13 protein-coding genes are annotated in these 13,146 nt (G+C 64.8%); 6 read left to right on the top strand and 7 right to left on the bottom strand.

All coding sequences use genetic code 11. The features are described 5' to 3' along the window. Window positions 1-58 precede the first annotated feature (58 nt). Window positions 59-1,495, bottom strand: coding sequence for a S41 family peptidase (locus CLU85_RS05515; protein ID WP_100409413.1), 1,437 nt, complete (start codon window positions 1,493-1,495; stop codon window positions 59-61). Between the two features lie 122 nt (window positions 1,496-1,617). Further along, on the bottom strand, window positions 1,618-2,361 hold the full coding sequence (gene gpmA / locus CLU85_RS05510) for a 2,3-diphosphoglycerate-dependent phosphoglycerate mutase (protein ID WP_100409412.1): 744 nt from the start codon (window positions 2,359-2,361) through the stop codon (window positions 1,618-1,620). Window positions 2,362-2,448: 87 nt separating this feature from the next. On the opposite strand from gpmA, the gene CLU85_RS05505 reads away from it, so the two are divergent. The 4 genes from CLU85_RS05505 (at window position 2,449) to CLU85_RS05490 (ending at window position 4,827) form a co-directional block, all read left to right on the top strand. After that, complete coding sequence (locus CLU85_RS05505) at window positions 2,449-2,856, top strand: rhodanese-like domain-containing protein (protein ID WP_100409411.1); 408 nt, start codon at window positions 2,449-2,451, stop codon at window positions 2,854-2,856. A gap of 78 nt (window positions 2,857-2,934) precedes the next feature. Further along, entirely contained in the window at window positions 2,935-3,195 is a 261-nt protein-coding gene (grxC, locus tag CLU85_RS05500) for a glutaredoxin 3 (protein WP_100409410.1), read from the top strand. 107 nt (window positions 3,196-3,302) lie between these two features. Continuing rightward, window positions 3,303-3,761 carry a protein-export chaperone SecB gene (secB, locus tag CLU85_RS05495; RefSeq protein ID WP_100409409.1) on the top strand — a complete coding sequence of 153 codons (459 nt, stop codon included), beginning with the start codon at window positions 3,303-3,305 and terminating at the stop codon, window positions 3,759-3,761. Window positions 3,762-3,813: 52 nt separating this feature from the next. Beyond that, a complete protein-coding gene (locus tag CLU85_RS05490; RefSeq protein WP_100409408.1) occupies window positions 3,814-4,827 on the top strand; it encodes an NAD(P)H-dependent glycerol-3-phosphate dehydrogenase in 1,014 nt (337 codons plus the stop codon). A 325-nt stretch (window positions 4,828-5,152) separates the two neighbouring features. Here CLU85_RS05490 and lysA read toward each other — a convergent pair whose 3' ends face one another. Further along, complete coding sequence (gene lysA, locus CLU85_RS05485; protein WP_100409407.1) at window positions 5,153-6,397, bottom strand: diaminopimelate decarboxylase; 1,245 nt, start codon at window positions 6,395-6,397, stop codon at window positions 5,153-5,155. 122 nt (window positions 6,398-6,519) lie between these two features. Between lysA and CLU85_RS05480 the strand changes: the two genes are divergently transcribed. Further along, window positions 6,520-7,464 (top strand): LysR family transcriptional regulator, encoded by a 945-nt coding sequence (locus CLU85_RS05480; RefSeq protein ID WP_100412385.1) that lies wholly within the window; start codon window positions 6,520-6,522, stop codon window positions 7,462-7,464. A gap of 108 nt (window positions 7,465-7,572) precedes the next feature. On the opposite strand, the gene coaD is transcribed toward CLU85_RS05480, so the two are convergent. The 4 genes from coaD to CLU85_RS05460 all read right to left on the bottom strand — a co-directional run bounded on the left by coaD (window position 7,573) and on the right by CLU85_RS05460 (window position 11,732). Beyond that, window positions 7,573-8,076, bottom strand: coding sequence for a pantetheine-phosphate adenylyltransferase (coaD, locus tag CLU85_RS05475; RefSeq protein WP_100409406.1), 504 nt, complete (start codon window positions 8,074-8,076; stop codon window positions 7,573-7,575). Window positions 8,077-8,205: 129 nt separating this feature from the next. After that, the gene (gene rsmD / locus CLU85_RS05470; protein WP_100409405.1) at window positions 8,206-8,922 is read right to left on the bottom strand and encodes a 16S rRNA (guanine(966)-N(2))-methyltransferase RsmD; all 717 of its coding nucleotides are present in this window, start codon (window positions 8,920-8,922) and stop codon (window positions 8,206-8,208) included. Beyond that, window positions 8,919-10,265, bottom strand: coding sequence for a pitrilysin family protein (locus tag CLU85_RS05465; protein WP_100409404.1), 1,347 nt, complete (start codon window positions 10,263-10,265; stop codon window positions 8,919-8,921). Before CLU85_RS05465 ends, rsmD begins: the two co-directional genes overlap by 4 nt. Before the next feature lie 21 nt (window positions 10,266-10,286). Beyond that, entirely contained in the window at window positions 10,287-11,732 is a 1,446-nt protein-coding gene (locus tag CLU85_RS05460) for a pitrilysin family protein (RefSeq protein ID WP_100409403.1), read from the bottom strand. A gap of 28 nt (window positions 11,733-11,760) precedes the next feature. Here CLU85_RS05460 and ftsY point away from each other — a divergent pair, with 28 nt between their 5' ends. After that, window positions 11,761-13,137, top strand: a complete 1,377-nt coding sequence (gene ftsY / locus CLU85_RS05455; protein ID WP_100409402.1) for a signal recognition particle-docking protein FtsY — start codon at window positions 11,761-11,763, stop codon at window positions 13,135-13,137. Window positions 13,138-13,146 lie beyond the last annotated feature (9 nt).

Here is a 13,146-nt window from a genome sequence, read left to right as displayed (position 1 = left end):
GGCGTGAAAAAGGCTGGATTCCTCGCGAAACCCAGCCTGGAGATCAGAGCGCGAAGGCTCAATTCTCTTTCTTTTCTTCCTTGCGTTCGGTCAGGGTCTTGCTGACCAGCACCGCACGGCCTTTGAGCTGATTGAGCGCTTGCACGAGCTGGAAGTCTTTGTCAGACCCAAACTCTGGAATCTTGCGCTCCGCAGCGGGCTTTTTGGCTTCGTCTTCCATGCGCTTGCGGGCTTCCTCGCGGGCCTTTTCACGGGCTTCGTCTTTCTTCTCTTCGCCCTGGCCACTGCCCAGGTGTTTGTCGAGATCGGCTTCGCGCATGCGCAGGGCGGCAAAGATGTTGCCTTCTTCGGATTCGTCGATCATCACGTCAGGCACGATGCCCTTGGCCTGGATCGACTTGCCGCTGGGCGTGTAGTAACGGGCCGTGGTCAGCTTGATGCCGGTATCTGGGCCCAGAGGACGCACGGTCTGCACCGAGCCCTTGCCAAAGGTCTGGCTGCCCATGATGGTGGCGCGCTTGTGGTCTTGCAGCGCGCCCGCCACGATCTCGCTGGCAGAGGCCGAACCTTCATTGACCAGCACCACCAGCGGGATGGACTTCAGGGCCGCAGGCAGGCGGCGCAGCGGGTCACCACCGCCACGGCGTTGGTAATAGTCGGGTGCAGCCTTGTAGGTCGCCTTGCTGTCGGCCAACTGGCCGTTGGTCGTAACCACCGTGACGTTCTCGGGCAAAAACGCTGCAGAAATCGCAACGGCGGCATCGAGCAGGCCACCCGGGTCGTTGCGAAGGTCCAGCACCATGCCCTTGAGGTTGGGCTCCTGCTTGTAAACCTCTTCCACCTTGCGCACAAAGTCATCCACCGTGCGTTCCTGGAACTGCGACAGTCGAATCCAGGCATAGCCGGGCTCTACCACCTTGCCCTTGACGGACTGGGTCTTGATCTCTTCGCGCGTGATGGTGACGGGGAAGGTGCGGCTTTCGTCCTTGCGGAAGATGGTGAGCGTGACCTTGGTATTGGGCTCACCACGCATGCGCTTGACGGCATCGTTGAGCGCCAGGCCCTTGACGGCCGTTTCGTCGATCTTGGTGATGAGGTCGTTGGTCTTGAGGCCTGCACGGAAGGCCGGCGAGCCTTCGATCGGAGAAACGATCTTGATCAAGCCGTCTTCCTGCGTGATCTCGATGCCAACCCCCACAAAACGGCCTGAAGTGCCTTCGCGGAATTCCTTGAAGGACTTCTTGTCGAAATACTGGGAATGGGGGTCCAGGCTGGCGACCATGCCCGAGATCGCGTCGGTGATGAGCTTTTTGTCATCCACCGGCTCGACGTAATCGGTCTTCACAAGGCCAAACACCGCCGACAGTTGCTGGATTTCCTCCAGTGGCAACGGCGTCATGGCGCCGCGCGCCACCGTTTGCAGTGACACCGTGGTGAGCGCACCCGCCACCACGCCTACCGACACCCATCCTGCAATCTTGAGTTTGTGGCCCATACAACACCTTTTACCGCTTCAAAACCAATATACACCTTGGAAGGACCAAACCCGCCGCAGTTCCGCGTGGGCACTAACTTTGGCGGCAATCTACGGGGTTTTCACCCGTCTTTACCTGCGATTTACGCCTTGCCCTGCGATGCGACCGCCGCTGCTGCCCTGGCAGCCGCCTCGGCATCACCCAGATAGTAGTGACGGATGGGCTTGAGGTCGGCGTCAAGCTCATATACCAGTGGGATTCCGTTGGGAATGTTCAGGCCCACGATGTCGGTCTCCGAAATGTTGTCCAGGTACTTCACCAGCGCGCGGATGGAGTTGCCGTGCGCGGCCAGTACCACGCGCTTGCCCGACAGGATGGCGGGCGCCATGGCTTCGTTCCAAAAGGGCAACACCCGGGCCACGGTGTCTTTCAGGCACTCGGTCAAGGGCACATTTTCAGCCGCCACACCGTCGTAGCGGCGGTCGCTGCGCTCGCTGCGGGGGTCTGTGGCTTCCAGGGCTGGCGGTGGCGTGTCATAGCTGCGGCGCCATACCAGCACCTGCTCGTCGCCGTACTGCTTGGCCATGTCGGCCTTGTTCAGTCCCTGCAGCGCTCCGTAGTGGCGCTCGTTCAGGCGCCAGTCCTTCACCACAGGCAACCAGGTGCAGTTCATTTCGTCCAGGGCATACCACAGGGTGTGGATGGCGCGCTTTAGCACACTGGTGAACGCCAGATCGAACTCGTAGCCTTCGGCCTTGAGCAGCTTGCCCGCCGACATGGCCTGGGAGACGCCGGTGGGCGTGAGATCGACATCGGTCCAGCCGGTGAAGCGGTTTTCAAGGTTCCAGGTGGATTCGCCATGGCGAATCAAAACGAGCTTGTACATGGTTTCCCCAGGAAAGGCGGGTCAAAGAAATGCAGACCAAAACCCAGCATTCTAGAATTACGCTGTTCGCCAACCCAAGGAATCTCCGTGAAATTCATTATTGATAACTGGTATCTGTTCATCGTTGCACTGGCTTCGGGCAGCATGTTGCTGTGGCCGGTCCTCAAGAACGCCAGTGGCGGTTCGCTGACACCCGCGCGTGCCGTACAGCTTATCAACCGCGAAAAAGCAGTGGTCATCGACGTGTGTGAGACCGAGGAATTCGCCGCAGGCCACGTCAACGGCGCCAAAAACGTGCCCCTGGGCCAGCTCGAAGAGCGCTTGCCCTCCGTGGTCAAGAACAAGGCACTGCCGCTGGTCCTGGTATGCGCCAGTGGCGCACGGGCGAACCGCGCTGTCGCCATTGCCAAAAAGCTGGGCTACGACAACGCCCAGGCCATGGCCGGCGGCCTCAAGGCCTGGCGCGAAGCCAGCCTGCCCGTGGAAAAAGCCTGACCCACCCCCAGTTATTCCATCAGCGATAGGCTTGCAACCTTTGTTGCCCCACTGGAAGAAGAAAGAGGAAGGATCGCCATGCAACCCGTGAAGATGTACACCACCGCCGTCTGCCCCTACTGCATCCGGGCCAAGCAGATCCTCAAGTCCAAGGGCGTGGAACAGATCGAGGAGATCCGTATCGACACCGATCCCGCCGCGCGCAGCCACATGATGGAGATCACCGGGCGCCGCACGGTGCCCCAGATCTACATCGGCGACACCCACGTGGGCGGCCACGATGATCTGGTGGCATTGGACAGCCGTGGCGAGCTGATGCCCCTGCTGGGCGCCTCCTGACCCCACCCTTGGGCGCTGCATAATGCAGCCCCATGTGCCCGCTGCGGGAGCTGCTCCCCGGCGGGTTTTGTTTTGCCGAAACCCCTTCGCAAAGAGACTTGTCAACCATGGCCGACCAAGAAAACCCCGTGTTCCAGATCCAGCGCGTCTACCTCAAGGACCTGTCGCTGGAACAGCCCAATTCGCCCGCCATCCTGCTCGAACAAGAGCAGCCCAGCGTGGACATCCAGCTCGGTGTGGAAGCCACCCCTGTGGCCGAAGGCATCTTTGAAGTGGCCGTGACCGCCACGGTGCAGACCAAGATCAAGGACAAGACCGTGTTCCTGGTCGAAGCCAAGCAGGCCGGCATCTTCGAAATCCGCAACGTGCCTGAAGACCAGATGGGTCCGATCATGGGCATCGCCTGCCCGCAGATTGTGTACCCCTACCTGCGTGGCAACGTGGCCGACCTGATCAACCGCGCAGGCTTTCCGCCCGTGCACCTGGCAGAGATCAACTTCCAGGGCATGTACGAACAGCAGCAAGCCCAGGCAGCAGGCCAGGCTTCGCCCATCATCACCCAGTAAATGCTTGCAGGTCTTTTGGCCTGTAGCGCTTGATTCATAAGCGCATATAGCTATGAAAATCATAGTTCTGGGTGCGGGTGCCTGGGGGACGGCGGTGGCCATGAGCGCCGCCTTGCACCCCACCAGCCATGCAGTCACCTTGTGGGCGCGCGATGCCGCCCAGGCGGGCCAGATGGGTACGCAGCGGCAAAACGCACGCTACCTGCCCGGCATCGCCCTCCCTGCTTCCCTCTCCGTGGCCCATGGCGACTTCCGTTCGCTGCTGCCTGATGCCGACCTCGTCATCGTGGCCACGCCCATGGCCGCGCTGCGTGGCATGTTGCGGGCCCTGCACGGTTGCACGGTGCCAGTGGCCTGGCTGTGCAAGGGGTTTGAGGCGGCCTCTGCGCAGGCACCAGACTCTTTTGGCCTGCTGGCGCACGAGGTGCAAGCGCAGGTAGCTCCTGATTTGGTAGCAGGTGTATTCAGCGGCCCGAGCTTCGCGCAGGAGGTGGCGCTGGGCCAGCCCACGGCGCTGGTCGCGGCCAGCAGCCATGCCCGCGTGCGTGATGCGCTGGTCAGCGCTTTTCACAGCCCGAGCGTGCGGGTGTATGCCAACGAAGACATCGTGGGTGTCGAAGTGGGTGGTGCGGTGAAAAACGTGCTGGCCATTGCCACCGGCCTGTGTGACGGACTGGCGCTGGGCCTCAACGCCCGTGCAGCACTCATCACACGGGGCTTGGCCGAGATGACCCGTCTGGGCCTGGCGCTGGGCGCTCGGCCCGACACCTTCATGGGGCTGTCGGGCCTGGGCGACCTGGTACTGACCGCGACGGGAGACCTGTCGCGCAACCGGCGCGTGGGTATGTTGCTGGCGGAGGGCAAAACCCTGCCACAAGCCGTCGAATCGCTGGGCCATGTGGCAGAGGGCGTCTACAGCGCCCGCACCGTGGCACAACGGGCAGCAGCATTGGGCGTGGACATGCCCATCACCCGTGCGGTGGTGGCGCTGCTCGATGGCCAGCTCACACCTGCCGATGCGGTGGTCACCCTTATGGGGCGCGGGCCAGCGTCCGAGCTGATGTGAACCGATGGTGCCAACCAGAAAAAAGGCCCCTGCGGCATGCTGCAGGGGCCTTTTTTTCTGGACGCCAGTGGGGTCGCTGACAGGGGAATGTTCAAAACACCCCAAACAACATCAACAGAAGCACAACCGACAGCGGAACACCAAGTAGCCAGGCAATGAGAGGCATGGGAATCTCCTTGAAAAGGTGAGAAGGTCAGGTGCTTTCACTGTATTTCTCACCCCGCAGCGCCGTTGTCCGGCTTTGCAGCGCCTGCCCGTAGGCTCCCACCTACCCCACCGACCCTGGCTGGCTGGCAGCCACCACGCGCGCAGCTACCAACTGGGCTTACAGGCCCAGTTCCAGCGCCAGCAGCTCGTCCACCGTCTGGCGGCGGCGGATCAGGCGGGCCTGGCCGCCATCCACGAGCACCTCGGCAATCAGCGGGCGCGTGTTGTAGTTGGAGGACATGCTGGCACCATACGCCCCCGTGTCGTGGATCACCAGCAGGTCGCCCACCTGCGCGGCCGGCAGATCGCGTGGCAGCACCACGCCGCCGTCGCCCTGCGTGAACACGTCGCCCGACTCACACAGCGGGCCCGCCACCACCGTGGGTTGCTCTGCCGCTGTGGAGCCGTCACGGCGCAGCACGCTCATGGCGTGGTAGCTGCCGTACATCGACGGGCGCATGAGTTCGTTGAACCCAGTGTCCACCAGCACAAAGTGGTTGTTGCCCGCATTTTTGGTGGCACGCACTTCGCCCAGCAACACGCCTGACTCGGCCACCAGAAAACGACCGGGCTCGATCTCCAGACCCAGTTGGTGCCCCACCACCGCCTCGGCCTGCTGCCGCGCTGCGTCCCACAGGCCGTGGTAATGCTGGGTGTCAATGACGGGATCGCCACTGCGGTAGGGGATGGACAAGCCACCACCGGCCGAGATGGCGTGCAAATCATGCCCTGCCGCATGGGCCGTGCGGACCAGGCCCACCATGGCACCGCAGACCTCGGCCAGGTGGCTGTAGTCCACACCCGAGCCAATGTGCATGTGCAGGCCCACCAGCTTCAAGCCGTGTTGCGCGATGGCGGCCAGCGCCGCAGGCAGGTCGGTGTGCCAGATGCCGTGTTTGCTGTGCTCGCCACCCGTGTTCGTTTTGTTGCTGTGGCCGTGGCCAAATCCGGGGTTGATGCGCAACCACACGCTGTGGCCGGGCGAGCGCGCGCCCAGCTGGTGCAGCATGTCGATCGAGCCCGCGTTGACCGGCACGCCGTGCTCCACCACGCAGTCGAGCGTGGTGGCATCGAACAGATCGGCAGTAAAAACGATCTCGGACGGCTCGCCACCCGCCACGTAGCCCGCAGCCAGCGCGCGCAGGATTTCGCCACGCGAGACCGCATCCACCTTCACGCCCTGCTCGCGCATGAGCCTGAGGATATGGATGTTGGAACAGGCTTTTTGTGCAAAACGGACGGTGTCAAAGTTGGACACCTGCGCAATGCGCTCGCGGATGGTCGCGGCGTCGTACACCCACAGCGGGGTGCCAAACTGGTCAGCCAGGGACCACAACTGGGCCGGCGAAAAAGGATTGGACATACAAAAAGCTCCGAAGGTACTGGGCGCAACACGCCACCCATGCCGGGATCATGCCCACGGCACAGCATCTAGTCGAATGCTTGTTTTTCCAACATCCATTCATTATGGATATGCTTTACCACATGAAAGACACCGCTGAATCACCGGTTCACCGCATCACGCACCGGCATATCGAGGTGTTCCGGGCGGTGATGAGCGCTGGCAGTGCCACGGGCGCTGCCAGCCTGCTGCACAGCTCACAACCCACCGTGAGCCGCGAGCTGGCCCGGCTGGAGTCACTGCTCGGTTATGCACTGTTCGAGCGCGTACAAGGCCGCCTGCGCCCCAATGCCCGTGCGCTGGCGCTGTGGGACGAGGTACAGCGTTCGTGGCAGGGCCTGGAGCGGGTGGTGGACCGTGCTGTGGCGCTGGGCCGCCCGGACGCCGTGCAGTTGTCGGTGCTGTGCCTACCCGCGCTGGCACACGCGCTTTTGCCGGGCGCTGCGGCCCATCTGATGCAAGGCAGCCCCCAGGCACGCCTGTCGGTCACGCCGCAAGAATCGCCCTTGCTTGAAGAATGGATGAGTGCCCAGCGCTTTGATCTGGGTCTGTGTGAGCAAACCAGCGCGCCCCCTGGCACGCGCGCCGAGGTACTGCTCACGCTCGACGAAGTGGCGGTGCTGCCTGCGGGCCATGCGCTGGCTCAGAAACCCACACTGCAACTGGCCGATTTTGCGGAGGCGTTTTTTGTGAGCCTCTCGGCCGATGACCCCTACCGCCGCCTGATCGACGCCCGCTTTGCCGAGGCGGGCGTGGCCCGCACGCTGCGGGTAGAAACCCACAGCGCCGCCGCCGTGTGCGCCATGGTCGAGCAGGGCCTGGGCATTGCGATCGTCAACCCGGTCACAGCCCTGGCCGCCGCCAGTGAGCGGCTGGTGCTGCGGCGCCTGGCATTTTCCATCCCGTTCAGCGTGACGGCGCTGCTGCCACTTTATCGCCCGCCCCTGCCCGAGGTAGTGCCCATGCTGGAGGCCTTGCGCATGCAGGCCGATGCCATCGCCCAGCGGCTACCGCCAGGCCTGGACTGACGGAATGGCCCAGCACCAGAGCCAATTACTATCATTTATATAGCAACACGTGCTTAATTTACAAGCGCCACAGGCCTGCAGGAGCAAAACAGCGGACAACCCGCTCACTCAGCCCGGTACCGACAGGCCACGCACCTTGACGGCCAGCCGCTCTTCCACGGACGGCGACACAAACTTAGTCACCTCCCCGCCCAGCACCGCGATCTCGCGCACAAAGGTGCTGCTGATGAACTGGTATTTGTCGCTGGGGGTCAAAAACACGGTCTCGACCTGCGGCATCAGGCTGCGGTTCATCCCCGCCAGCTGAAACTCGTAGTCAAAGTCGGTCACGGCGCGCAAGCCCCGCACCATGGCCTTGCCGCCACGCGACACCACAAAGTCGCGCAACAGGCCCGAGAAGCTTTCCACCTGCACCTGCGGGTAACTCTTGACGGCCTCGCGGCACATGTCGATGCGCTCTTCCAGACTGAACAGGGTTTTCTTGTGATGCCCCGCTGCCACGGCCACGATCACGCGTTCGAACAACTGGGTGGCCCTGCGCACCACGTCTTCGTGGCCTAGTGTGATGGGGTCAAAGGTTCCGGGGTAAACGGCGAGCACGTTCTGGGCCATGGCTGGTTGTCTCCTGTCTGGCGGAAGGGTCGTTGGCCGGGGTCCGGAGGACAGGTGATGGCACCGTCCCCAGGACCGCCGGGCCGCGTGCGCGCATTATGCAGTGCACTGCAACACGGCCTGGCGCGGTCAAACCGCTGTGATGGCGGCTGCGGGGCGCAGCAGATGCGCATGCACGGCGCCCGCCTTGAGGTGACGGTGCACAGCCAGCCCCCAGGGCGCCAGTTCCTCGTCCGTCCAGACGCGGGGCGCCTCCAGGTACACAAACCCCTCGGCGGCGACCGCTTTGGCTGCCGCCTGGAGGGCCGCGCCGAAAAGGTCGCTGTCAAACGGCGGGTCCAGCAGCACGAGGTCGATGCTGGCGGGCGCCGCCTGTTTGAGGGCGGCAATCCCGTCGCCACGCTGCACGCGCACGGCGGTGGCCTGCAGGCGCTGCTGCAGGGTGTGCAGCTGGGCCACCAGGACGGCATCGCTTTCCACTAGCTGCACGGCGCTGGCACCGCGTGAGGCAGCCTCCAGCCCCAGGGCGCCGGTGCCCGCGAAAGCGTCCAGGCAGCGCCAGCCCGCCAGGTCCTGCCCCAGCCAGTTGAACAGGGTTTCGCGCACGCGGTCGGGCGTGGGGCGCAGGCCGGGTCGCTGCGCCACGGGCAGGCGGGTGCGCTTCCACAGCCCGCCGATGATGCGGATTTCGCCCGCGCCCTTGGGCGCAGCGGCTGCGGCCGCCCTATCCTTGTTTTTGGGCGCGCCCTTCTTGCCGGTGGCGGCAACCGGGGGAGCGGCTGCAGCAGCCTGGGCCTTGCGGATCTCGGCGTTGATGGCAGTTGTTTTCAGGGTCGAGCGGCTCATGGCTTGCCTCCCACGACCACCGTCACCATGCGTTCGGGCTGCAGCTTGCGCGCCATGGCGGCACGCACCTCGGCCACGGTGAGGGATTCCACCTTTTTCGTCCACTGGTCCAGGTAGTCCAGCGGCAATTCGTTCCAGGCAATGTTGGCCACGTTACCCAGCAGCTTCTTGTTGCTGTCGATGCGCAGCGCAAAACCGCCGATCAGGTTGTCCTTGGCGGCACGCAACTCGGCCTCGGTGGGGCCGTCGGCCACAAAACGGGCGATCACGTCGCGTGACACCGTCACGGCCTGGGCCGCCTGGTCGGGCCGGGTCTGCAGGCCCACGGTAAAGGCACCGGCGTGCAAGCCGGATGCGAAATAGCTGTAGACGCTGTAGCTCAGGCCGCGCTTTTCGCGCACCTCGTTGGTCAGGCGCGATACAAAACCGCCGCCGCCCAGGATGTGGTTACCCACCAGCAGCGCAACAAAATCCGGGTCTCGGCGCTGAAAACCCGGCTGGCCAATGAGCACATGGGCCTGTGCCGAGGCAAAGGGGATGTTCTGCTCTGCCGGCGCGGTCAGGGCGGCAATCTCGCCCACGGGCGGCAGCGGCGCGCAGCCCGATGTGGCGGGCAGGCGCGACAGCAGTGTGGCCACCAGGGTCTGCGCTTGGGCACGGGTGACGGCCCCCACGATGCTGACCTTGGCGCGACAGGCCGCAATGGTCTGGGCATGGAAGGCCTGCATGTCGGCCACGCCGATGCGCGCCAGCGTGGCTTCGGTGGTGCGCACACCATAGGGATGGCTGCCATACACGGCCGCCGCAAACGCATGGTTGGCCACGGTGGCGGGGCGGGTGTTGGACTCCTTGATGCTGGCGCTCCAGCGTGCGCGGTCGCGCTGCCAGACCTCATCGTTCACACTGGGTTCAGCGATCTGGCGGGCGGCCAGGCGGGCGGCGCGGTCGAGCAGCGGCGCGTCGGTGAGCGAGCGCAACGAATAGTGCAGGGCATCGTTGTCGGCTGCAGCCTCAAAGCTGGCGCCCAGGTCGGCCCAGGCTTCGCCCAGGGCGTTTTCGTCGAGCGCGGGCTCGGCGCCTACGGCCTTCACACCTTTGCTGGCCATGGCGGCCACCGCGCTGGCCAGGCCCGACTGCGCCACAGGGTCGCGGCGGCTGCCAGCATCAAAGTCAATCTGAACATCCACCATGGGGATGACCGGGCTTTCAACCAGATAGACCTTGGCGCCACTGGCCTCGGTCCAGTGCTGGATGGGCAGCAGCGCCCAGGAGGGGTTTGAGTAAAGAACGGCCCCAGCGCCTATCAGTAAAGCGCGAGCAGCTATATTTTTAATAGTATTCATGTGCAATGGCCCAGTGCGGGTTCAACGGATGACAGCGCCCGGCGGCAGCGTGGCGCGTGCGCGGGGAGCATCCAGGGGCTGGGGCAGCAAGGTGGCCACGGTCAGTTGGTCGTCACCGAAGTATTTGGCGGCTGCGGCCTGTACCTGGGCAGGGGTCACGGTGCGCAGCAGGGCCAGCAGGCGCTCCTGTGCGTCGAGTGGAAAGCCCTGCACCCAGTTGCCGCCCAGCTCCTGCGCCTGGCTCATCACCGAATCGCGCTCGTACACGGTCGAGGCGATCCATTGCGTCTTGACGCGGGCCAGCTCTTCCTCGCTCACGCCATCGCGCGCCACGCGGGCCACTTCGGCACGCAGCGCATCTTCCACCTGCTGGGCTGTTTTGCCCGCTGCGGGCACGCCGCTGAGCATGAACAGGCTGGGGCCGCGCCCGGTGACCATGGCGCTGCTGCTGGCGCTGTCGGCCACGCGGTTCTCACCCTGGGTCAGCGCACGGTCCAGTCGGGCACCGTCATAGCCGTTGAACACTGCCGAGAGCACCATCAGCGCCAGCGCGTCGCGGTCCTGGTCGGTGAGCTGATCCACGCGGTCCAGGCTGGGCGCGCGGAAGGCCAGCGCCACATAGGCCTGCTCGGCCGGGGCCTTGACGGCGAGGCGGCGCAGGCCCTGCTGCACGGGCTCGGTGCGCGGCTTGCGCGCGGGCAGGGCATGCACGGGCAGGCTGCCGTAATATTTTTCTGCCAGCGTTCGCACCTGGGCCACATCCACGTCACCGGCCACCACCACGGCGGCGTTGGTGGGCGTGTACCACTGGCGGTGGAAGGCGCGCACGTCGTCGGGTGTCATCGCGTCCAGATCGCTCATCCAGCCCACGATGGGGCGGCGGTAGGGCGAGGCGTTGAAGGTGGCCGCAAAAAGCTGCTCGGCCAGCATGGCGCGGGGCTGATCTTCGGTGCGCAGCCGGCGCTCTTCCTTGACGACCTCGATCTCTTTCTTGAACTCTTCGTCGGGCCAGTGGTTGTTAGCAAAACGGTCCGATTCGAGCTTCATCACGTCCTCCAGCCGGTTGGACGGGATCTGCTGGTAGTAGCCGGTGTAGTCGCGGCTGGTAAAGGCGTTTTCGCGGCCACCCAGAGCCGCCACGCGGCGCGAGAACTCGCCCGGTGGCAGCGTCTTCGTGCCCTTGAACATCATGTGCTCCAGCGCGTGGGCCACGCCCGAGGTGCCATCGACCTCATCCATGGAGCCCACACGCACCCAGACCATGTGCACCGCCGTCGGGGCACGGCGGTCGGGTTGCACGATGAGCCGCATGCCGTTTTTGAGCATGAACTCCTGTGCGCCAGAGGCCGTGGTCGACGGTGTGGCGGGCGCTGTGGCACTGGGTTGAGACACCGGTGGCGTTGCCGCAAAGGCAGCCCCGAACGAGAGGCAGGCCATGAGGCCCAGTAGGGTGGAAGCGCGTTTCATAGAATGGAGTGATTCTACGAACCCTCCAATGTTCAGTTTTTTCAAGAAAAAACCCGCTCCTGCGCCCGCTCCCACCGATGCACCCACCCCGGCCCAGCCGGTGGGCGCGCCGACGCCCGTCGCCCCCGCCCCATTGCCCGCGCCCCTGGCCCGTCCCGAGCCTCCAGATCCTGCGGCCCCTCCACCGACCGCTGCATCCGTCGCTCCGCCTGCGACCGCCCTCCCGGCGCCCTCCACCGCGCCTGACCCAGCCGCCTCCAGCTTTGGCTGGCTGCGCAATCCCTTTGCGACCAAGACGCCCGAGGCCGCAGTCCCACCGCCTACAGCCCCCACCGCTGCGGCTACCGTGACAGGCCTGGTGGCCGAGCCAGCTGCCCCCGCATTGCCGCCCGTGCCGCCCCCGGCCGCTGCACCACCAGCAGGCCCTGTGGCTGCGCCTGTGACCTGGCCCGCACCGGCGCCCTCCTCGCCTGTGACAGCCACGGCCCCTGCCGCCACCACGGCGGAGCGCAAGGGTTGGCTGGACCGCCTCAAGGCCGGCCTGCGCAAAACCGGCAGCAGCATTGCCACGGTTTTCACCGGTACACAGATTGATGACGCGCTGTATGAAGAGCTGGAGGAGGCCCTGCTGATGGCCGACACCGGTGTCAAGGCCACCACGCACCTGCTGACTGACCTCAAGCGCCGCGTGAAAGAAAGCAAGACCACCGACCCTGCCGCCGTCAAGGGCCTGCTGGCCGATGCACTGGCAGACCTGCTGCGCCCGCTCGAAAAAGCGCTGGTCATTGGCCAGCACACGCCCACCGTGATCATGGTGGCGGGCGTCAATGGTGCGGGCAAGACCACCTCCATTGGCAAGCTCACCAAACACCTGGCGGACGAGGGCGCGGCCGTGCTGCTGGCGGCAGCCGACACTTTCCGCGCTGCCGCCCGCGAGCAGTTGGGCGTGTGGGCTGATCGCAACACCGTCGAGATCGTGAGCCAGGAAGGCGGCGACCCCGCCGCCGTGAGCTTTGACGCCGTCACGGCCGGCAAGGCGCGTGGCAAGGATGTGGTGCTGGTGGATACCGCCGGGCGTCTGCCCACCCAGCTACACCTGATGGAAGAATTGAAAAAGATACGCCGCGTAGTGACCAAGGCCGATGCCACGGCCCCCCATGAAGTGCTTCTGGTGATCGATGGCAACACCGGCCAGAATGCCCTGTCCCAGGTGCGCTCCTTCGACGATGCACTGCAACTCACGGGGCTCATCGTCACCAAGCTCGACGGCACGGCCAAGGGGGGCGTGCTGGCCGCCATTGCGCAGGAACGCCCGATTCCCGTGTATTTCATCGGCGTGGGCGAAAAGCTCGAAGACCTGGAAACCTTCAACGCCCGCGAGTTTGCCCAGGCTTTGCTGACCTGAAAGCACCCG

This window comes from Acidovorax sp. 69 (assembly GCF_002797445.1).
GTDB lineage: Bacteria > Pseudomonadota > Gammaproteobacteria > Burkholderiales > Burkholderiaceae_C > Acidovorax.
This window is presented reverse-complemented; position numbering and strand designations above follow the sequence as displayed.